This window comes from Rhizobium sp. WYCCWR10014, from assembly GCF_001657485.1.
Classification (GTDB): domain Bacteria; phylum Pseudomonadota; class Alphaproteobacteria; order Rhizobiales; family Rhizobiaceae; genus Rhizobium.
This window is the reverse complement of sequence record NZ_LXFU01000031.1, coordinates 73322-94256: the sequence shown is the minus strand read 5'-3', so window position 1 is coordinate 94256 and position 20935 is coordinate 73322. Positions and strand designations below refer to the sequence as shown.

Sequence of the window (20935 nt, the reverse complement as noted above, 5' to 3'; positions counted from 1 at the left end):
GATTTCCTCCTCAGCGAGCGCCGATGCGCGCGGCTTTAGCCTGGGCTTCGAGCGAAAGACGGCAGACTTCAAAAACGTGATCCTGGGTCATCGCCGTCTGCGTGCGGTTGCCGACGTCGGCGGTGAACGCGTCGAAATAATCGAGCTTTTCGCCGCTGCAATCGATATGGGTCATTTCCTTGCCGTTGACCAGGAAGAGATGATCCTTGCCCGGTCGGCCGGCAATGTCGATATATTTGCGCAGTTCGATGTAGCCTTCGGTGCCGAGGATGGTCAGGCGCCCGTCACCCCAGGTCGGCAGCGCCTCCGGCGTGAACCAGTCGACACGGACATAACCCGCCGCCTTGTCGGAGCGCAGAAGCACTTCACCGAAATCCTCGAAGGCGGGCTTGTCGGGCATGCCGAAATTGCCGATCGAGCTTGCGATGACCTCGCCTGTGGTCGAGCCGGTATAGAACAGGAACTGGTCGACCTGGTGTGAAGCAATATCGACGATGATGCCGCCGAAGGCTTCAGGATCGAAGAACCAGTCCGGCCGGGTCGGCAGTTGCAGCCGGTGTGGACCGACGCCGAGCGTCTGGATCACTTTGCCGATCGCGCCTTCGGCGACGAGCTTGCCGGCCTTGACGGCGGAGCGCACGCAGTGGCGCTCGGAAAAGCAGATCGAGAAGATCTTGCCGGTCTCGGCAACGGTGCGCCTGACGTCCTCGAGCTGGGCGAAGGTCGTCACGCCAGGCTTGTCGGTCATCACATCCTTGCCCGATCTCATCGCGCGGATCGCAAGCCCGGCGCGGTCACGCGGGATCGCGGAAATGCAGATGACGTCGATCGACGGATCGTCGAACAGCTTTTCCCGGTCGATCTGCGGCGCGTCAGGATAGGTCTTCTCAAAGGCCTCGCGCAGTGCCGACACCGAGGTCTGCGGGCAATAGCCGACGAATTCGCCGCCTGAAGCAAGCAATCCCTTCACGTGATCGAACGTATGCCCATGGTCGATTCCGACGACGGCAAATCTCAACATCGCTGCAATATCCTCCTGGGATTCTCGTGCGGCCGGCTGACGCCAGCCTCCTCCATGTCGCGCAAAACAGATAACGAAAGCCAGCTCCTGTCAAGGCGAGATGGAGGGCAAAATCGTCGCGGCCTGTATTTAAATATTTGAAATATAACAGTTATTTTGTATCTAAATAGTTATTTTGTAGGCTTTTGCAATTGGATTCCCGAGGAATCCCGCCGCTTGAGCCGATCAGGCAAAGGTCTTTTTCCCCCGCGCATCTTGCCCCGTCTTCATGAATGTGATCGATTTTGGTCGTCGCCGGGTCGGAGGGCGGCAACACCCCGCAATTTTTAAAAGAGCTCTTCTCGCTCGCCTTGATGGAAGATCACCATGTCTCAAGCTCTTCTCGATGTCGCCGCTTCGGATGGTCTTTTTGTCGGTCGCATCTGGAACCCCGAAGCGGAGGGACCGAGCATTGTGACGTTACGCGAGGGCATGCTGGTCGACATCACGTCGCGCGAGACGCCGACGCTGAGCGCCCTGCTCGAGCGGCAGGATGCCGCCGCCTTCGTCCGTGCAGCAAGTGGCAAGGCGGTTGGCTCGCTGGCGGACATTGCCGCCAACAGTACCGGAGCTCCGGATCAAGCGCGCCCTTATCTCCTTGCGCCCGTCGACCTGCAGGCAGTCAAGGCCTGCGGCGTCACCTTTGCACAGTCGATGATCGAGCGCGTCATCGAGGAGAAGGCGGCCGGCAGTCCGGAGCGTGCGGCCTCGATCCGCGAGCGAGTCAGCACGCTGATCGGCGGCAGCCTCACCAATCTGAAGGCGGGCTCGCCGGAGGCCGCCAAGGTCAAGCAGGCGCTGATCGACGAGGGCATGTGGTCGCAATATCTCGAGGTCGGCATCGGGCCGGATGCCGAAGTCTTCACCAAGTCGCCGGTGCTTTCCTCCGTCGGCTGGGGTGCGGATGTCGGCCTGCATCCGATCTCGACCTGGAACAATCCCGAGCCGGAAATCGTGCTCGCGGTCAACAGCCGCGGCGAAATCAAGGGGGCGACGCTCGGCAACGACGTCAACCTGCGCGACGTCGAAGGCCGCTCGGCACTGCTGCTCGGCAAGGCCAAGGATAACAACGCCTCCTGCTCGATCGGTCCTTTCATCCGCCTGTTCGATGCCGGTTACAGCCTCGATGATGTACGCAAAGCCGAACTCGACCTGAAGGTGTCGGGCAAAGACGGTTTCGTGCTGCACGGCAAAAGCTCGATGTCGCAGATCAGCCGCGACCCGACCGATCTCGTCAAGCAGACGGTCGGCGCCCATCATCAGTATCCCGATGGTTTCATGCTGTTCCTCGGCACGCTGTTTGCGCCGACGCAGGACCGCGACGCACCGAAGCAAGGCTTCACCCACAAGATCGGCGATGTCGTCGAGATTTCCTCGGCGGGCCTCGGCGCGCTCGTCAACACCGTGCGCCTTTCCACCGAATGCCCGCCCTGGACATTCGGCATTTCGGCGCTGATGAGCAACCTCGCAAAGCGCGGGCTTCTATAAATTACTGATTCCGTCGCCTGCCCTGCAGCAGATCGAGGACGGAGTTGGCCGCTTCGAGAACGTTTGTCCCCGGGCCAAACACGGCTGCGACGCCGTGTTCGTGCAGGAATTCATAGTCCTGACGCGGGATCACACCGCCGCAGACGACGATGATATCACCACCGCCCTGTTCCCTCAGCCTGTCGATCAGCTGTGGTAGCAGCGTCCTGTGACCGGCCGCCAATGACGAGACGCCGACGACGTTGACCTTTTCGCTGAGCGCGACGCCGGCAGCTTCCTCCGGTGTCTGGAAGAGGGGACCGGCGAGCACATCGAAGCCGATGTCGCCGAAGGCCGAGGCGATCACCTTGGCGCCTCGGTCGTGTCCGTCCTGACCGAGCTTGGCGACCATGATCTTCGGCCGGTGCCCCATGGCTTCCGTCACCTCCGTCATGCGAGTCTTGAGCACGGCGAGTTCCGGCTCGTTTTCATACGCCTCGCCATAGACGCCCTTGATCACCACAGGGGTGGCGGCATGATCGCCGAAGGCAGCACGCATGGCGTCCGATATTTCGCCGACCGTGGCGCGGGCTCGCGCCGCTGCGATCGCGGCTTCCAGCAGGTTGCCCTTGCCGCTCTGTGCGATCTCCGCCAGGGCGGCCAGCGTCTCGCGCACGGCTCCGCCATCGCGCCGCCGCTTGGTTTCTTCGATACGTCTAATCTGCGCTTTGCGCACCGCGCTGTTGTCGATCTCCAGAATGTCGATCGGCTGCTCGTTGTCGAGCCGGTAGCGGTTGACGCCAACGATGACCTCTTCGCCCTTGTCGACCGCCGCCTGCCGGCGTGCGGCCGCTTCCTCGATCAGCCGTTTCGGCAGGCCATCGGCCACGGCCTTGGTCATGCCGCCCAGTGCCTCGACCTCCTCCATCAAGGCCCAGGCCTTGTCGGCAAGCTCGGCCGTCAGGCTTTCGACATAGTAGGAGCCCGCCAGGGGATCGACCACTTTTGTCACGCCGGTTTCATGGCTCAGGATCAACTGCGTATTGCGGGCAATGCGCGAGGAGAATTCGGTCGGCAGCGCGATCGCCTCGTCGAAGGAATTGGTGTGCAGCGACTGCGTGCCGCCCAGCACGGCTGACATCGCCTCGAAGGCGGTGCGTATGATGTTGTTGTAAGGGTCCTGTTCCTGCAGCGAGACGCCGGAGGTCTGGCAATGGGTGCGCAGCATCAGCGAGGACTGTTTCTCCGGATGAAACCCTTCCATGATCCGCGTCCAGAGCAGGCGGGCGGCGCGCAGCTTGGCCGCTTCCATGAAGAAGTTCATGCCGATGGCGAAGAAGAAGGACAGGCGGCCAGCGAACTCATCGACGCTCAGGCCTTTAGCGATGGCGGCGCGGACATATTCGCGGCCGTCGGCCAGCGTGAAGGCCAGTTCCTGCACCAGCGTCGCGCCGGCTTCCTGCATGTGGTAGCCGGAGATCGAGATGGAGTTGAACTTCGGCATCTCGCGGGCGGTATAGTCGATGATATCGGCAACGATCCGCATCGATGGTTCGGGCGGGTAAATATAGGTGTTGCGGACCATGAACTCCTTGAGGATGTCGTTCTGGATGGTGCCAGAAAGTTCGGCCCGCGAAACACCCTGCTCCTCGCCGGCCACGATGAAAGAGGCAAGGATCGGGATGACGGCACCGTTCATGGTCATCGACACCGACATTTCGCCGAGCGGAATGCCGTCGAACAGGATCTTCATGTCCTCGACGCTGTCGATCGCCACACCCGCCTTGCCGACATCACCCTCGACGCGCGGATGATCGCTGTCATAGCCGCGGTGGGTGGCAAGATCGAAGGCGACCGACAGGCCCTTCTGGCCGGCGGCCAGATTGCGGCGATAAAAGGCGTTCGATTCCTCTGCCGTCGAGAAGCCGGCATATTGGCGGATCGTCCAAGGCCGGCCGGCATACATCGTCGCCCGCGGGCCGCGGGTGAAGGGGGCAAAACCGGGAAGCGAACCAAGGTGCCCGGCGCCGTCGAGATCCTCAGCCGTATAGAGCGGCTTGACGGCAATGCCTTCCGGCGTCTGCCAGGTCAGCGTTTCAGGCGAGCTGCGCAGTTCCTTTTGCGCAAGCTCCGCCCAATCCGACAGCGTCTTCTTCGTCATGCGGTTCCTCCGGCTTTTTTCATCCCCACCCTACCATTTTACCGGCTCCTCGTGCGATAGAGCCCGAACAGGATGATTTAGGCCGAGCCGGCCTAAAATCTGAATCCTGTTCCATATTATATAGTTAGAGCATGATGTCGTGCTAAAACCGCTCACACTTTTCGGCATCATGCTCTAGGATAATTAATGCGGCAAATCCTTGATTTCTATTGCCGGCTTTGGGACCCGCCTCATGAAGACCATGCAGATCTATGCCTTTGACATGAACTGCGTCGGGCACATCAACCACGGACTGTGGACGCATCCGCGCGATTGCTCAGCACATTATACCGATCTCGACTACTGGACCGAGTTTGCCAAGACTGCCGAACGTGGCAAGCTGGACGGCATCTTCCTGGCCGATATCGTCGGTGTCTATGATGTCTACAAGGGTAGTCCGGCGCCGGTGATCGAGACGGGCGCGCAGATCCCGGTCAATGATCCGCTGATTCCGATTTCGGCGATGGCCTATGTCACCAAACATCTGGGTTTCGGCGTCACCGTCAACACCACCTACGAGCCACCCTTCCTGCTGGCGCGGCGCATGTCGACGCTCGACCACCTGACCAAGGGACGGATCGGTTGGAACATCGTCACCGGCTATCTCGACAGTGCGGCCCGCAGCATGGGTTTCGACAAACTGCCGGAACATGATGCGCGTTACGACGCAGCCGAGGAATATCTCGAAATACTCTACAAGCTCTGGGAAGGGAGCTGGGACGACGATGCGGTGCTGCGCGACAAGGCGGGCGGCACCTATGCCGATCCGTCCAAAGTGCGCACTATCAGTCACGACGGCAAATATTACCGGATGGAGGGCATCCATCTCTCAGAACCCTCGCCGCAGCGCACGCCCCTGCTCTTTCAGGCCGGCGCCTCTGCACGCGGGCAGGACTTTGCCGCCCGCCACGCCGAATGCGTCTTCATCGCCGGGCCTCATCCCAAGGCGACCAGGCCGACCGTCGATGCGCTGCGGGTGAAGGCGGAGGAATTCGGCCGCGGCGCCGACGCATTGAAGATCCTGAGCCTGATCACTGTTGTCGTCGGCCGCACGGAGAAGGAAGCGCAGGAGAAGCTCGAGGACTATCGCCGCCATGCGAGCGTCGAGGCCTCGCTTGCGCATTACTCCGCCTCCGTCGGTATCGACTTTTCGAAGTATGGATTGGACGACGTCATCGACCGGAACTCGACCAACGCCAATCAATCCGCACTTGCGGCCATCACGAAACAGGCAGCGAAGCCGGTGACGCTGCGTGACATCATCGACCAGATGGTACTCGGCAGCCGGATGAAGCCAATGGTGGGCTCGCCGGAGCAGATCGCCGATCATCTCGCGACATGGATCGAAGAGGGTGGCATCGACGGCTTCAATCTGGCGCGGACAGTGGCGCCGGAAAGCCTGCGCGATTTCGTCGACCTGGTCGTGCCGGTGCTGCAGGAGCGCGGCGTCTTCAAGGCGGACTATGCTGCAGGACCCTTGCGGCAGAAGCTTTTCGGCGGCGGGAACGGCAGGTTACCCGCCGCTCATCCCGCCGCCCAGTACCGGCGCTGATTTATCGGTGGTCCAGCCTGGCAACCAGCAGGTCGCCAAGCCACTGGATGCCGCAGACGAGCACGATGAGGACGGCCACCACCGCGATCATCACGCTGGTTTCGAAACGCTGATAGCCATAGCGGATGGCGAGATCGCCGAGGCCGCCGGCGCCGATCGCGCCCGCCATGGCCGAGGCGCCGATCAGCGTCACCAGCGTGACGGTGAAACCGGCGACGATGCCTGGCAACGCTTCAGGCACCAGCACCTCGCGGATGATGGTCCAGCGATTGCCGCCCATGGCGCGCACGGCATCGATCAGCCCGCGGTCGACCTCGCGCAGCGATACTTCGGCGATGCGGGCGTAATAGGGCGTTGCGGCGATGGCGAGCGGCACGATGGCCGCCCAGGTGCCGAGCGCTGTGCCGACGATCAGCCGCGTCAGCGGAATCAGCGCCACCAGCAGGATGATGAAGGGCACCGAGCGGAAACCGTTGATGCCTGCGCCGAGCACGCGGTTGATCCAGAGGTTTTCGGCGATACCGCCGCGCGCCGTCGCGACCAGTGCAAGGCCGAGCGGCAGGCCGGCAACGAGCGAAATCACTCCCGAGGCGACGGTCATCAGGATCGTCTCCCAAAGGGAGCGAAAAAGCAGTTCAAGCATGATCGGTGTCATAACCAAGCACCTCCACCCGGGCGGACCGGGCCATCAGAAATTGTTCGACCTTTCCGGCAAGCGCGGGGTCACGCGCGGGAACGGCGATGAAGAACCTGGCCACCGGCTGGTTCTGGATGTGGTCGATGCCACCATGGACGAGGCGGAAGGAATGCGGCAATGCTGCCGAGAGTTCAGCAAACAGCGCGCCCTGCGCCTGTGGCCCGGCGAGATCGACGCTGAGGATCGCTTCGCTGCCCGCCGTTGCCGACAGCCGGCCGGCGATATGCTGAGGAAGCTGCGGGCGGATGCCGCCGAGCAGGCTCCCGGTGATTTCAGCCTGCGGATTGGCGAAGACCGACCAGACCTGCCCTTCCTCGACGATCCGCCCGGCATCGATGACCGCCACACGATCGGCAATGCCGCGCACCACTTCCATCTCGTGGGTGATGAGCAGAATGGTCAGTCCGAGCTTACGGTTGATGTCCTTCAGCAATGCCAGGATCGACCGGGTCGTTTCCGGATCGAGCGCCGATGTCGCCTCGTCGGACAACAGCAGTGCCGGGCGTGCGGCCAGCGCCCGGGCGATGCCGACGCGTTGTTTCTGGCCGCCGGACAGCGATGCGGGATAAGCCTTCGCCTTGTCTGCAAGGCCGACGAGATCGAGCAGCTCATGCGCCCGTTTCAGGCGCTCGCTCTTTGCAAGACCCTCGATCTTCAGCGGCAGCGCGACGTTTTCTTCGACGGTTTTGGCAGAAAGCAGATTGAAGTGCTGAAAGATCATGCCGATGCGGCGGCGCAGCGGCTGCAGGTCCTGTTCTGAAAGGCCGGTGATATCTCGGCCTTCAATGAGGATCTCGCCGCTATCGGCGCGCTCAAGGCCGTTCAGGCAGCGGATCAGTGTCGATTTGCCGGCGCCGCTGCGACCGATGATGCCGAGGATCTCGCCTCTCTTCACCGTTAGCGAAACACCGTCGAGGGCCGCAGTGGCTCCGAACCGCCGCTTCACGTCGGTCAGCCTCACCACCTCTTCGGTCGCCGCTTGCGGCTCTGCCTCGATCGCCGTGGTGGAAACAAAGGAATTCATGTGTTTTTCCTTACAAATACTGAAGGCGGCCCGGGCAAAGAACGCCCGGACCGCCTCTCGGCAGGCCTTAACCCCAGCCCTGCCTCGGATCAATAGGCGCTGAGACCCGTTCCCTTATAGACCTTTTCGAACTCGGCCTTCACGGTGTCGTTCTGATAAGAAGAAACAAGCGTCTTGACCCATTCGGCATCCTTGTTGTCGTCCTTGACGGCGATGAAGTTGCGGTATGGATTGTCGGCGATCGGCTCCTGGGCAATGCGTTCGGCCGGCGAAAGACCGCTTTTCAACGCCCAGTCGGTGTTGACGATACCGGCATCCAGATCGTCGATCGAACGGCCGACGATGCCCGCGTCGAGTTCCTTGATCTCGATCTTCTTCGGATTGTCGGTGACGTCGGCGACAGTCGCGAGAATACCGGTACCGTCCTTCAGTTTGATCAGGCCTTCGTTCTGGAGAACGCGCAGCGCACGGCCTTCGTTCGAGGGATCGTTCGGCACGCCAATGACGGCACCTTCCGGAATCTCTGCGACGGACTTGTATTTCTTCGTGTAAAGGCCGATCGGCCAGACCCCGGTATAACCGACGCGAACGATGTGATAGCCGTGCTGCTGGATCTGGTTGTCGAGATAGGGCTGGTGCTGGAAAGCGTTGGCATCGATTTCGCCGCGCTCCAGCGCTTCATTCGGCTGAGTGTAGTCGTTGAAGATGACGGTCTCGATCTTGAGACCCTTCTTGCCCGCCTCGCTCGTGACGACACGCCACACATCCTCATCCTCGCCGGACATGATGCCGACCTTGATCGACTTGTCCTCGGCATGGGAAGGAGTGGGTGCTGCAAAGGAAAAGACTGCGGCCGTGGAAACGGCGATGGCGGCAAGAGCCGCGCGGCGCGAAAAATTGAAGCCGTGAAGATTTTTGTTCTTGGTCATTTTATATCCCGTCTGACTGAATGAGGCCGAACGCCCCGAGCAGGCTGATCATGGCAAATGGGCGGATCGCGAGCGAAGCACGAATGTCTGATGTGGAGGGAGGGCCGGAAAAACTCTTGCCCTGCCATCGATATCGGCAGGATAAATTTCCATCAAATTTGTGGATTAATTGCGGCTCGTGAGCATGGTCCAAAAATGAAAACGGCGCCTCCGTGGCGCCGTTTCAAGCCTATGCCGACGCTCTTCACTCGGCAGCGATAAGTGCCTGATTCCGGCTGGGAAAGAAGGCTGCGAGCTCGCCGATGACCTCCCCGATCCGCTTGGAAAGCGGATCGGACGACACACGGTAATCGGTGAAGTCGCGGTCGGACGCGTAAACGGCGGTCGGCAGCGTGTGTGACATGAAGAAACCGAAGAGCGGGCGAAGCTGGTGCTCGACCATCAGCGCATGCCGGTCGCCGCCGCCGGTCGCAGTGATGATGATCGGCTTGGCGCGCAGCTCATGCGGGTCGATCAGGTCGATCAGATGCTTGAAGAGGCCGGGATAGCTACCCTTGTAAGTCGGCGCTCCGATGACCAGCACGTCGGCGCTGACGATGTCGTCAATGACTTCCCTGGCGCGACTGTCGAGATCGTCACGGCGCAGCGCCTGGCCAAGCGAGGGGCCGACGTCGGTCAGGTCGTAGATGGTGTTGTCGAAGCCGTATTGCTCGCCGGCGAGACCAGCAACGTTTTCGACAAGCGCAAAGGTTTTCGAGGGGCGGTTGAAGCTACCCGCAAGGCCGACCAATTTATGAGCAGACATGCCATTTCCTTCCAATATCGTGCCGAGACCGACGTCGTTGTTGGATGAATATTATCTATAAAAATAGTGGATTAAAGGAATGGCGATCCCTCTTCTCCACATGGGGAGAAAAATACGTTCGGGCCTATGAGCGATCGCGACGTGCAAAACTGCATGATGCATCGAGCCGGAGTGTCGGTGACATTCCGGCCCGATCGATTGTCCGTAAGCGATGCCGCTTCAGACTGGTTTCTGCTTCGGAATACGCGGCAGGAAAACCGTCAGGAGACCGAGCAGCGGCAGGTAGGAGCAGATGCGGTAGACGAAATCGATGCCATGGGTATCGGCGAAACTCCCGAGCAGTGCTGCACCAAGCCCCCCTGCCCCGAATGCGAAGCCGAAGAAGACGCCGGCAATCAGCCCGACGCGCCCAGGCACCAGTTCCTGTGCGAAGACGACGATTGCAGAGAATGCCGAAGCGAAGATCAGGCCGATGACGACGCTGAGCACACCCGTCCAGAAAAGGTTCGCATAGGGAAGCAAGAGCGCAAAGGGAATGACGCCGAGGATCGAGAACCAGATGACGAAACGCGCGCCGAAGCGGTCACCGATCGGCCCGCCGAGGAACGTGCCGACGGCCACCGAGCCGAGGAACAGAAAGAGCATCAGCTGTGCCTGCTGCACGCTGAGGGCAAACTTGTCGATGACATAGAAGGTGAAGTAGCTCGACACGCTGGCCATGTAGACATTCTTCGTTGCCGTCAGCAGCACGAGAATCAGCAGCGCCCAGATGACCCGGTTCTGTGGCAGCGGCAGGGTTCGGCTTATTGCCGGCTTACTGGCATTCTGGCGCCTGTGGCTGATGTACCAGTTGCCGACCCAACTCAGCACGACCATGCCGACCATGGCGATGGCGGCGAACCAGGAGACGCTGTGCTGGCCGAGCGGCAGCACGATGAAGGCGGCAAGCAGCGGACCGATCGCCTGGCCGGCATTCCCGCCAACCTGGAAGAAGGATTGCGCGAAACCGTGGCGACCGCCGGAGGCAAGACGGGCAACGCGCGATGATTCCGGGTGGAAGACCGCCGAGCCGAAGCCGATCAGGCTTGCTGCAACCAGCAGCAGGGTGAAACTGCCGGCATTGCCGAGTAGAATGAGGCCGCAAAAGGTGCTCGCCATGCCGACCGGCAGCGAATAGGGCATCGGCCAGCGGTCGGTGACGATGCCGACCAGCGGCTGCAGCAGCGAAGCGGTGACCTGGAACGTCATGGTGAGGAGACCGATCTGCACGAAGTCGAGATCATAGTTCGCCTTGAACAGCGGATAGAGCGAGGCGAGCAGCGACTGCATGATGTCGTTCAGCATGTGGCAGAAGCTGACCGCCATGAGGATAGACATCGTTGTTTTTTCGAAACGGGGCGCGCTTTCGGCGACGGTTGCCATCAATACTTCTCCTGCACAGGCACGGCCGGTGCCGTGCGACGTCGCTTTTGTTCGATGGATTTTCGGGCGATCGGGGCTGGGAAGACTCTCGTGCGACGGTCGCTGACCTGCATTTAGCGTAAGCCGGGACGCAATTACAGCCCAGTTTTAGCCGTATTGGTACGGCTTTTGTTCGATTTCCGCTCCCGCTGAGTGATTTCTGCGTGATTTCACGTCTTTTTGGACGGGGCTTTCATATCACAGTCACTCGCGATCGTCTCCATATCCACTATGCTATATAAAAACAACCATGGAAAACCGTGGCGGGGGGCACTACAGCTGCGCCGATTGAAAATGCGATCGAGGCTGAAAACACGCGATGAATGTCAAGACAGCGAATGCAATAGACAGCTATGTCGGAGCGCGCATCAGAATGCGCCGGCAGTTGCTCGGGATGAGCCAGGAACGGCTTGCCGAGCAGATCGGCGTGACCTTTCAGCAGGTTCAAAAATACGAGAAGGGCATCAACCGCATCGGCGCGAGCCGGCTGCAGCGGATCGCCGAGGTGCTACACACGTCGCCTAGCTTCTTCTTCGAACAGGAGAGTTCCGAGCCGTTGACGCTGCAAGGGCTGGATCTGTCCGCGAATACCGATCCGGTCGTCGAATTCCTCCGAACGAAAGAGGGATTGGTGCTCAATCGCGCCTTTCTAAAGATCGCTGATAGCAATATCCGCGAGACCGTCATCGCGCTGGTGAAGGCGATGGCGCAGGCGGAAAGTCGCGGTACGACATCGGGGGCCTCGGTAGCGGATATCACCCTGCCGCGCGGGGAATAGCCAGGCATATCGGCAGGCAATATCCGCTTGAAGCTCAGGCGCGAGTCATTTTGGGGCGTTGCGCCTGGCGAGCCGACCGGACAATCAGTTGGCATTTCTCGAAAGGGTCTGCTTGCGATTGGCATTTGCTGAATCGCTATCCGACGGACGGTGCCGAGCTGGGCGCTGAATTCTCCGCCTATCGCCTGGATCTTGCGCTCGGCAGCTCTGCTGCAGGACCTCGACGGAAGCGGCGTCTCCCTCCCCGCGCAAGCAATCAGGACGGTCGCCGCCACGCGGCGCTGAACGGCCACTGACTGTCCAAGTACGTTGCTGTCACGGACGTAGTTCAAAAAGCTGGGCACGCTCGATATCTCGATTCCGACGTATCCAATCGGCTATGGTGCTGGTTGTGCAGTCTTGCTCTTGCGATTCGGCCAGTGAATGCGCGATTGCCACGCCGGACAGCGGCACCGGGCGGCATGTTCAAGCCTTTGAAAAAGATTGGACAACCTCGCGGTAGGGTCTTGTTAACCCTATTTGCCTTGCCACCCCTCCAGAATCGGCGCTAAATGCGGTTTCACAGCGCCTGGGGCTTTTAAATCGCATTTTCGAGATTTCCATGAATATGGCACCGCAGATAGAAAAAGCAATTTCTGATGTCGATCAGCTGATTATTGGTCAGGCGCAGGAACTGTCCGACAAGCTGAAGCAGCATCGGCTCGAGATGTTTCCGCCGCGTGCATTGAAGGGTCTGAGGGAATTCCAGCTTGCCGAGGCGGCGCGTTTCCTCGGCGTCACCAGCGGCTATCTTCGCAACCTGTCGCTGGAAGGCAAAGGCGCCCTTCCCCAGGTTACGCCGTCGGGCCGTCGCTCCTATACGGCAGAGCAAATGGAAGAGATGCGCAGCTTCCTGGAGCACAATGCCCGCGCTGGAACGCATTATATGCGTCATCGCCGCGGCAACGAACATCTGCAGGTCGTTGCCGTCGTCAACTTCAAAGGTGGCAGCGGCAAGACGACGAGTGCAGCACACCTTGCCCAGCATCTTGCCCTGACGGGTCACCGCGTCCTTGCCGTCGACCTCGATCCGCAGGCCTCTCTCTCCGCCATCCACGGTTTTCAGCCGGAGTTCGACGTCAACGAGAATGAGACGCTCTACGCCGCCATTCGTTATGACGATCAGCGGCGTCCGCTGAGAGAGATCATCCGTCCGACAAATTTCCCGAACCTTCATCTGGTGCCGGGCAATCTCGAACTGATGGAATTCGAGCACGATACGCCGCGCGTCCTTGCTCAGGGCAAGGCAGGTGACTATGGACGCGTCTTCTTCGCGCGGCTGGACGAGGCGCTGTCCTCAGTCGCCGACGATTACGACGTGGTCATCATTGACTGCCCTCCCCAGCTCGGCTTTTTGACCATGAGCGCCATTTGCGGCGCGACGGCAGTTCTGATCACCGTTCATCCTCAGATGCTCGACGTCATGTCGATGTGCCAATTCCTGCAGATGCTCGGCGAGGTGTTGAACACACTGAAAGGCGCCGGCGGCAACATGAACCTCGACTGGTTGCGATATCTCGTCACCCGCTACGATCCGCAGGACGGGCCGCAGACGCAAATGGTCGCCTTTATGCGTTCGATGTTCAAGAACCATGTGCTCACCAATCCGATGTTGCGCAGCGTCGCGATCTCCGATGCGGCGATGACCAATCAGACGCTTTACGAAGTCGAGCGGAACCAGTTTACCCGCGCGACCTATGACCGCGCCATGGAGGCGATGGATGCCGTCAACACCGAGATCGCCGATCTCATCCACAAGGCTTGGGGGCGGAAATGACCGAGAAGTTTACTGCGGTAAACTGGGACGAGAGGCTGGCTGATGGCGCGTAAGAATCTCCTTTCGGGTCTGATGGACGATTCCAAGAAGTTTACTGCGGTAAACAATGAGGACGAACCGCTCCACAGAGACGAGAAGCAGCAGATCACCTATAAGGGGATCGGCGCTCTCGGTGCCGTGACGCGCAGTATCGATGCGCTGGCTGCCAAGGCCGATGCCGCCAAAGCGATCGAGGAAAAGCTGGCGACCGGTGAGACGGTGATTGATCTCGACCCTTCCCTGATCGAAGATTCCTTCGTGACTGACCGGCTGGCGCATACCGACGAACAGTTTCGCGAGCTGGTCGAGGCGATCCGGTTGCGTGGCCAGGATTCACCGATCCTCGTCCGTCCACATCCTGAGAAGGACGGCCGATATCAGATCGCCTTCGGCCACCGTCGCGCCCGGGCCGCCAAGGAACTCGGCCGACCTGTCCGCGCCGTGGTCAAGAAACTCGACGATCGCGACCATGTCATTGCGCAGGGCCAGGAGAATTCGGCACGCGCCGATCTCTCTTTCATCGAGAGGACGATGTTTGCCGACAAGCTCGACACGTTGGGCTTCGACAGGGAAACGATCATGTCCGCGCTCAGCGCCGACAAGACGACGGTATCCAAGATGCTGTCCGTCACCAAGCGGATCCCAGCCGAAGTCCTGACCGCGATCGGTGCAGCCAAGACCACCGGCCGTGATCGGTGGCACGATCTGTCCGTGAAATTCGAGACCGAAAACATTGGCCCACGAACGATCGAGTTCACCAGATCGGCGGAATTCGAAACGGCTGAGCCGGATGCCCGATTCGATATGCTGGTCGCCTTCATCAGCAGGAGGCAACAACAGGCCTCATCCATAGCGGCGCTTCAGCCCGCCGCTCAAGCCTGGCAGCGCAAGGACGGTGCGATCAAGGCGAAGATCAAGGATGACGGGAAACAGTTCACCATCGCGCTGAAGGCGGAGAAGGCGTCTGCCTTTGGAGCCTACATCGCCAGCAATCTGGATCGTCTCTACGAGGCGTTCGAGAAGACACAGGATTTGACGAAGAACGGAGATCAATAAGCAAAAGAAAAGGCCCCCGAACGTTGCCGTCGCGGAAGCCCTCTCTGATCTAGACACCCAGAGAATCACATTTCCGCGAATCATAGTCAAGAGTCTTTGGCACCGAATTTGGTGAGCCGTGATCTTTTGCCTTGAAGAAGGCGAAGAAAATGGAAAGCGGAAATGTGACGACGCCCTTTGGGCGGCGGCCAATGACGCTTGGCATGTTAGCAAGCCAGGCGGCTGCTCGAAAAATCGAGCCCGGCCAATCTATCGACAAGTGGAGACTCTATCGTGCTCTGTGCGAGGCCAAGCCGCTGCTCGGCATCACCGACCGGGCGCTCGCTATCCTGAACGCCTTGCTGAGCTTTTATCCCAAGGGGGAGCTCTCTGAGGAAAACGGGCTCGTGGTGTTCCCTTCCAATGCACAGCTCTCGCTGCGTGCACATGGAATGGCGGAGCAGACGATCCGTCGCCACCTGGCGACCCTGATCGAGGCCGGGCTGCTGATCCGCAAGGATAGCCCGAACGGCAAGCGCTACGCCCGCAAGGAGCAGGGTGGGGAGATCCGCGAGGCATTCGGTTTTTCACTGGCGCCGCTGCTGGTGCGCGCTGAGGAGATCGGGCGGCTGGCGGCGGAGGTGGTTGCGGAACGGTTGCACCTGCAGCGGCTGAGAGAACGCCTGACGCTTTGCCGACGCGATGTCGCCAAGCTCATCGAGATGGCATTGGAGGAGGGCGCCGCCGGCGACTGGAGCGGGATTCACCTGCATTTTCGCGATGTCGTCGAGCGGCTGCCGCGGTCGCCTTCCGCCGAACAGGTCGCAGCTGCACTCGACGAATTGGAGATGCTGCGCGAAGAAATCACCAATCAGTTGGAAATGCAGGTTAAAACTCAGAATCATAGCGGCAATGCCCAACATTATGAGCGGCACATACAGAATTCAAACCCACAATCCATTACTGAACTTGAACCAGCTTCAGAAAAGAAGCAGGGCGCAACGGCGGACGACCGATTGGGGGGGCGGGCCGAACCGACAGTCCGAATCCAGAAAGATGAAGAGAAGAACGGGCGTGTGCCGGCCACAAGTTCTGCCCCCGCTGCCAACGCCGCGCTCAAATCCTTCCCGCTGGGGCTGGTGCTGCAGGCCTGCCCGGAAATCGCAGCCTATGGACCGCAGGGCTCGGTCGGCACATGGCGCGAGCTGATGGCCGCGGCTGTGGTCGTTCGTTCGATGCTGGGCGTCAGCCCATCGGCCTATGAGCAGGCCTGCGAAATCATGGGACCTGAAAATGCGGCCACCGTCATGGCCTGCGTTCTCGAAAGGGCAGGGCACATCAACTCCGCTGGCGGTTACCTGCGCGACCTGACACGACGCGCCGAGAAAGGGGAATTCGCCATCGGACCGATGTTGATGGCCCTTGCCCGCAGCAATTCGCCGATGAGAGCGAAGACGGGATGAAATTCGCGTCGTGGTCTGGCTGACGTGAGTTGTTATGGTTAACGGAATGTAACGGAAATAAAGGTCGAGATAACTTCTGACTGGTGTCTTGTTGCTTTTGGATCAGTGGGTTAGGGAACCTGACGAAAACCTGCGAGGTGATGCGGCACCTGCAAGAGGGTGGGCGACTATGTCGGTCGATGGAGAACACCACGTCCTCGTAGTTGACGCGAAACGTTTTTTGACGATACGGCAGGGCGATGGTGCAAATGGCGAAAAGACCGCCAGTAAGGCGGAACTGCGGAGCATGGGTTTGAAACGGGCGGTGGATTTTTTCTTGGCTTTGATTGCGGCGGCGATCCTGCTCGTTCCAATCCTTGCCGTCGCTCTCTGTGTTCGCCTTACCTCGCCGGGACCGATCCTCTATTGGTCAAAACGTGTCGGCCGTTTCAATCAGATCTTCCTGATGCCGAAATTTCGCAGCATGCGCGTCGACACACCGACGGTTGCCACGCATCTGCTCGAAGATCCGGATCGCTTTCTGACACCGATCGGTTCGTTTCTGCGCAAGTCCAGCCTCGACGAACTGCCGCAGCTCTGGTGCATTCTCGAGGGGAAGATGAGTTTCGTCGGCCCGCGGCCGGCACTCTACAATCAATATGATCTGATAGAGTTGCGGACGGCCCATGGTGTCGACAAGCTCCTGCCCGGACTGACGGGATGGGCGCAGATCAATGGCCGGGACGAATTGCCGATTCCGGAGAAGGTAAAATTCGATGTCGAATATCTCGAACGCCGCTCGTTCGGCTTCGACATAAGCATCCTGTTTATGACGGCCGGGAAGGTCATCCGCCGTAAGGGAATAAGGCATTAAGCTACCTACTTCTGATAGATAAGTCGGTGCGGAAGACCGTGATTTCCGATTATTTCAGTTGCGCTCGTTGCAGAAAGCGACAAGAAGGTGGTTGTCTATTGATCTGCGAGACGCTGGTAAGCGATGCCCGAAAATTCTCCCACTGAGACGCCGCGCTCAGGATGGTTCTTAATGCCGATGCAAGCGCTCGTCGCCCCTCTGCTGGCGATGCCGCGGGTTGCCAAACGCGCTCTGGCCTTGCTGCTGGATTCCAGCTTTTGTGTTCTGACGATCTGGCTGGCCTATTGTTTCCGCCTAAACGAATGGACGGTGCTGACAGGTGTGCAGTGGCTGCCGGTCTTCGTTTCACTGTGCATGGCCCTTCCCATCTTCATCGTCATGGGCATGTATCGGGCGATCTTCCGTTATGCCAATATGGCTGCTTTCATTACTGTTCTGAAGGCGATTGCGATCTACGGCGTCGCCTTCATGACGATATTTACAGCCCTCAGCGTCCCCGGTGTTCCAAGAACCGTCGGCATCCTCCAGCCCTTCCTTCTGTTGATTGCGATTGGGCTGTCGAGGTTGAGTATCCGCTACTGGCTCGGGGATGCCTACCAGCGCATCCTTCACAAGAATATGCTCGCCAAGGTGCTGATCTATGGGGCAGGGACGGCCGGGCGGCAACTGGCCGGTGCCTTGATCAACAGTGCCGAACTCAATGTCGTCGGCTATCTGGATGATGATCCGCGTCTCAAGGGCGGCGTCATGGGTGGTTTGCCGATCTACGACCCCTCGGATCTTCCGGTGCTTGCCGAATCTCTCGGCGTGCACAACGTGCTTCTTGCTCTTCCCTCCGCATCGCGGCAGCGTCGCAACGAAATCCTGGAGCACATCCGTAAAGCCAGGGTCAATGTTCGCACGTTGCCGGATCTCACTGCCCTGGCTCAGGGACGCATTGCCGTCTCCGACATCCGAGAGCTGGAGATCGAAGATCTGCTGGGGAGAGAAGCGGTCGCGCCGCGCCAGGACCTACTCGACAAGTCGATGCGCAACAAGGTGGTGATGGTCACCGGTGCCGGCGGCTCGATCGGCGGCGAGTTATGCCGTCAGATTCTGCGCACCGGGCCCTCAAGCCTGATCCTCATCGATCAGAACGAGTTTGCGCTTTATAATATCCATGCTGAATTGCAGAAGCTGGCCGAACTGTACAAGCATGAAAATATGCAGATCGTCCCGATTCTCTGTTCCGTCCGCGATCAGGATCGCATGGAACATGTCATGCAGAGCTGGCGACCTCAGACGCTCTATCATGCAGCCGCTTACAAGCATGTGCCCCTTGTCGAACATAATGCCGTGGAAGGCATCAAGAACAATGTGATGGGTACGCTGGTCGCGGCACGCGCGGCGAATAAATGCGGCGTCTCGAATTTCGTGCTGATCAGCACAGACAAGGCCGTGCGTCCAACAAATGTGATGGGCGCCAGCAAGAGGCTGGCGGAGATGGTTCTGCAGGCGCTTGCGGCGGAATCGGCTATCGACAGAACCCGAACGAATTTCTCCATGGTCCGTTTCGGAAACGTCCTCGGCTCCTCCGGATCCGTCGTGCCGCTTTTCCGGCAGCAGATCAAGGACGGCGGCCCGGTGACGCTGACACATCCTGATATAACCCGCTATTTCATGACCATTTCGGAGGCTTCCCAACTCGTCATACAGGCCGGCGCGATGGCCGAGGGCGGAGATGTTTTCCTGCTCGACATGGGTGAGCCGGTTCGCATCGCCGATCTCGCCCGCAAGATGGTAGAGCTTTCCGGGCTGGCCGTTCGCGACGAAGACAATCCCGAAGGCGATATCGAGCTGTCCGTTACCGGTCTTCGGCCCGGCGAGAAGCTCTTTGAAGAGCTGTTGATCGGGGATAATCCGGAAACAACCGAACATCCTCGGATTATGAAGGCGCGCGAGGATTTCCTGTCATGGCCCGAGCTGTCGCGAAGGCTCAACGCGCTCAACGCGGTATTGGACCGGAACGATATGATCGCTGCACGTGCGACATTGGCGGAGCTTGTTTCCGGCTATTCGTCAACGGGTGAGGTCTCGGATCTGGCTTTCACTGGTGCCGAGCCAGTTAGGGTGCCCCAGACAATTCAAAGCACGCTGTAAGGGGGTTGCAGGCTCATGGGAGGCCAGACGTCAGCTCCGAACGACCGGCGCAAAGCCCGTGCTGCCGCGGTCCGCACAAATAAGGGCGACCATGTAGGCGAAAATCGGATCCAAAGCTTTCTGATTGAACATAATGCCAAAGCTGCCCGTGATGACGTAACTGCTGACGAGCAGAAGAGCGAGCGCAATCGCTAAATCCCGGCCCGGCCCCGCTTCTTTTCTCAACGCGCCTATCACGGGCGTCAGCAGCAGCAGCGAAAGCGCTGCAATGCCGAAAACGCCGGCGTCGATACCTGCCGTCAGAAAGCCGTTGTGGACATGCGAGTAAGGCAGCTGTGGCCTTATGTTATCGGGCAGCTCTGCCAAAACCGAAGCCATCCGGTTCTGCGGGCCATAACCAGTCAACGGGTCCTTACTGATTGCTGATAGTGCGCCTTTGTACAAGGCGAACCGGGCACTCAGCGACGTGATCTCGCCGTCGGTGCGTTCGAGCGATGTCAGATTTTCCTGAAGCGCCTGGATTCGATGGAGGATCTGGCCGCTGCCCAGGGTGATAAGTCCCGCCAACAGCAAGGAGCTGGTAATAACCAGGCTGCGCAAACTCAGATGGAAGCTGTGTTTACGAAAATACCAGAGAAAGATGATGATATGGATGGGAATGACCAGCCAGGCCGAGCGCGTTCCGGAAAGCAGAACGCAACCTAGACCCGCGGCATATCCCAATATCGCAATTCTTTGCTCCACGCTTCTGGGAGATTGAATGTTGAGAAGCGCAATGCCGCCGAACAGAATACCTATCACGCCGAGGAGTGCAGCGTTCGAAGTCCCAGCCTCTGCCCTCTCCATCAAAAAGATGATCTGCAAAAGACTGAAAAGAAAGGTGACGATCATGCCAATGCCTGCGCCGAGGATAAAGAGCGGCACAAGACGGCCATCGGGAGATTGGCGCATCCGCGGCAATATCAGCCAGATGGAAAAGAAGGGCAGGAGCCGGAATATCCAGTCAGATACTTCCGAGTAAGGGGGATTGATGAAAATGCTGGCGATCATCACTAACGGGTAGATCGACATGCAAATGGCAACCAGCCGGTCGGATTTCGATAGGTTCAAGACAAGGCGGCCCGTCGCCAGACAGTAGACGCCCCACACCATCGACGCGAGGAGGATGAAGGAGTTAAAGTTCGGCGAAAGCCCTGGAAGGATTGCAAAGAGAAAGACGGCAATGCGGTTGTTTCGGTCGAGTGCGCTTCCGGCCTCATCCCCCGGACAAAGGACTGCCATCTTGAGTTGTCTAAAATAATTCACTTTGCCGGTCCTGACCGTGTCGATGCTGCCTCGCTAAGGATCGCGATCACAGCTGTCAAGCTGTGATGGGGATGCAATCTGTGGCTTTATTCGACGTGGTATTCCAGCAACAGGCGTCGGGTCAGACGTGGTTCTGTTCGATGATGGGTGGCAAGTGGGTGCGACGGTAAGGCCGGCTTCAACAGAAAACACGTTTGAGGTGCGGGCTCAATTTGAAGGTTTGCTCCTCCAGCGGCCGACGAGCGTACCGCCGGGAGAGAAGGCGGCAACGTCGGGATCGGCACGGCTGGTCGAAGAACGATGCATGCGCCC

Annotated in this window: 16 protein-coding genes; 8 read left to right on the top strand and 8 right to left on the bottom strand. The window is 59.5% G+C overall.

Translation table 11 applies throughout. The features are described 5' to 3' along the window. Positions 1-10: 10 nt before the first annotated feature. A complete protein-coding gene (locus A6U98_RS12770) occupies positions 11-1021 on the bottom strand; it encodes a Gfo/Idh/MocA family oxidoreductase (protein WP_064650235.1) in 1011 nt (336 codons plus the stop codon). A 366-nt stretch (positions 1022-1387) separates the two neighbouring features. Between A6U98_RS12770 and A6U98_RS12765 the strand changes: the two genes are divergently transcribed. Next, entirely contained in the window at positions 1388-2548 is a 1161-nt protein-coding gene (locus tag A6U98_RS12765) for a fumarylacetoacetate hydrolase family protein (RefSeq protein ID WP_064650233.1), read from the top strand. A gap of 1 nt (position 2549) precedes the next feature. Here A6U98_RS12765 and scpA read toward each other — a convergent pair whose 3' ends face one another. Continuing rightward, positions 2550-4688, bottom strand: a complete 2139-nt coding sequence (scpA, locus tag A6U98_RS12760) for a methylmalonyl-CoA mutase (protein WP_064650231.1) — start codon at positions 4686-4688, stop codon at positions 2550-2552. A 232-nt stretch (positions 4689-4920) separates the two neighbouring features. Between scpA and A6U98_RS12755 the strand changes: the two genes are divergently transcribed. Further along, positions 4921-6279 (top strand): LLM class flavin-dependent oxidoreductase, encoded by a 1359-nt coding sequence (locus tag A6U98_RS12755; RefSeq protein WP_064650436.1) that lies wholly within the window; start codon positions 4921-4923, stop codon positions 6277-6279. Between the two features lies 1 nt (position 6280). Here A6U98_RS12755 and A6U98_RS12750 read toward each other — a convergent pair whose 3' ends face one another. The 5 genes from A6U98_RS12750 to A6U98_RS12730 form a co-directional block, all read right to left on the bottom strand. Next, positions 6281-6934 (bottom strand): methionine ABC transporter permease, encoded by a 654-nt coding sequence (locus A6U98_RS12750; RefSeq protein ID WP_064650229.1) that lies wholly within the window; start codon positions 6932-6934, stop codon positions 6281-6283. Beyond that, positions 6915-8000, bottom strand: a complete 1086-nt coding sequence (locus A6U98_RS12745) for a methionine ABC transporter ATP-binding protein (RefSeq protein WP_064650227.1) — start codon at positions 7998-8000, stop codon at positions 6915-6917. The genes A6U98_RS12750 and A6U98_RS12745 overlap by 20 nt, the downstream gene beginning before the upstream one ends. An 89-nt stretch (positions 8001-8089) precedes the next feature. Continuing rightward, a complete protein-coding gene (locus A6U98_RS12740; protein WP_064650225.1) occupies positions 8090-8929 on the bottom strand; it encodes a MetQ/NlpA family lipoprotein in 840 nt (279 codons plus the stop codon). A 244-nt stretch (positions 8930-9173) separates the two neighbouring features. Next, positions 9174-9734: an FMN reductase gene (gene msuE, locus A6U98_RS12735; RefSeq protein ID WP_027687335.1), complete on the bottom strand. Its 561-nt coding sequence runs from the start codon at positions 9732-9734 to the stop codon at positions 9174-9176. Between the two features lie 219 nt (positions 9735-9953). Continuing rightward, positions 9954-11156 (bottom strand): MFS transporter, encoded by a 1203-nt coding sequence (locus A6U98_RS12730; RefSeq protein ID WP_064650223.1) that lies wholly within the window; start codon positions 11154-11156, stop codon positions 9954-9956. Between the two features lie 358 nt (positions 11157-11514). Between A6U98_RS12730 and A6U98_RS12725 the strand changes: the two genes are divergently transcribed. The 6 genes from A6U98_RS12725 to A6U98_RS12700 all read left to right on the top strand — a co-directional run bounded on the left by A6U98_RS12725 (position 11515) and on the right by A6U98_RS12700 (position 19318). Further along, complete coding sequence (locus A6U98_RS12725) at positions 11515-11973, top strand: helix-turn-helix transcriptional regulator (protein WP_064650221.1); 459 nt, start codon at positions 11515-11517, stop codon at positions 11971-11973. A 601-nt stretch (positions 11974-12574) separates the two neighbouring features. Next, entirely contained in the window at positions 12575-13789 is a 1215-nt protein-coding gene (gene repA / locus A6U98_RS12720) for a plasmid partitioning protein RepA (protein ID WP_020047615.1), read from the top strand. A gap of 42 nt (positions 13790-13831) precedes the next feature. Beyond that, complete coding sequence (repB, locus tag A6U98_RS12715) at positions 13832-14884, top strand: plasmid partitioning protein RepB (RefSeq protein ID WP_064650218.1); 1053 nt, start codon at positions 13832-13834, stop codon at positions 14882-14884. Positions 14885-15033: 149 nt separating this feature from the next. Then, positions 15034-16326: a plasmid replication protein RepC gene (repC, locus tag A6U98_RS12710; RefSeq protein ID WP_064650216.1), complete on the top strand. Its 1293-nt coding sequence runs from the start codon at positions 15034-15036 to the stop codon at positions 16324-16326. Positions 16327-16612: 286 nt separating this feature from the next. Continuing rightward, a complete protein-coding gene (locus tag A6U98_RS12705) occupies positions 16613-17179 on the top strand; it encodes a sugar transferase (RefSeq protein WP_064650435.1) in 567 nt (188 codons plus the stop codon). Between the two features lie 123 nt (positions 17180-17302). Then, the gene (locus A6U98_RS12700; RefSeq protein WP_064650214.1) at positions 17303-19318 is read left to right on the top strand and encodes a nucleoside-diphosphate sugar epimerase/dehydratase; all 2016 of its coding nucleotides are present in this window, start codon (positions 17303-17305) and stop codon (positions 19316-19318) included. 30 nt (positions 19319-19348) lie between these two features. Here the strand turns inward: A6U98_RS12700 and A6U98_RS12695 are convergent, their stop codons facing one another. Then, positions 19349-20623, bottom strand: a complete 1275-nt coding sequence (locus A6U98_RS12695; RefSeq protein WP_064650212.1) for an O-antigen ligase family protein — start codon at positions 20621-20623, stop codon at positions 19349-19351. Positions 20624-20935 lie beyond the last annotated feature (312 nt).

Coding starts and splice junctions, on each gene's coding strand:
- A6U98_RS12755 (WP_064650436.1), top strand. CDS start 4,921: ATGAAGACCATGCAGATCTATGCCTTTGACATGAACTGCGTCGGGCAC.
- repC (WP_064650216.1), top strand. CDS start 15,034: ATGGAAAGCGGAAATGTGACGACGCCCTTTGGGCGGCGGCCAATGACG.
- scpA (WP_064650231.1), bottom strand. CDS start 4,688: ATGACGAAGAAGACGCTGTCGGATTGGGCGGAGCTTGCGCAAAAGGAA.
- A6U98_RS12765 (WP_064650233.1), top strand. CDS start 1,388: ATGTCTCAAGCTCTTCTCGATGTCGCCGCTTCGGATGGTCTTTTTGTC.
- repB (WP_064650218.1), top strand. CDS start 13,832: ATGGCGCGTAAGAATCTCCTTTCGGGTCTGATGGACGATTCCAAGAAG.
- A6U98_RS12705 (WP_064650435.1), top strand. CDS start 16,613: ATGGGTTTGAAACGGGCGGTGGATTTTTTCTTGGCTTTGATTGCGGCG.
- A6U98_RS12740 (WP_064650225.1), bottom strand. CDS start 8,929: ATGACCAAGAACAAAAATCTTCACGGCTTCAATTTTTCGCGCCGCGCG.
- A6U98_RS12750 (WP_064650229.1), bottom strand. CDS start 6,934: ATGACACCGATCATGCTTGAACTGCTTTTTCGCTCCCTTTGGGAGACG.
- A6U98_RS12725 (WP_064650221.1), top strand. CDS start 11,515: ATGAATGTCAAGACAGCGAATGCAATAGACAGCTATGTCGGAGCGCGC.
- msuE (WP_027687335.1), bottom strand. CDS start 9,734: ATGTCTGCTCATAAATTGGTCGGCCTTGCGGGTAGCTTCAACCGCCCC.
- A6U98_RS12770 (WP_064650235.1), bottom strand. CDS start 1,021: ATGTTGAGATTTGCCGTCGTCGGAATCGACCATGGGCATACGTTCGAT.
- A6U98_RS12745 (WP_064650227.1), bottom strand. CDS start 8,000: ATGAATTCCTTTGTTTCCACCACGGCGATCGAGGCAGAGCCGCAAGCG.
- repA (WP_020047615.1), top strand. CDS start 12,575: ATGAATATGGCACCGCAGATAGAAAAAGCAATTTCTGATGTCGATCAG.
- A6U98_RS12730 (WP_064650223.1), bottom strand. CDS start 11,156: ATGGCAACCGTCGCCGAAAGCGCGCCCCGTTTCGAAAAAACAACGATG.
- A6U98_RS12700 (WP_064650214.1), top strand. CDS start 17,303: ATGCCCGAAAATTCTCCCACTGAGACGCCGCGCTCAGGATGGTTCTTA.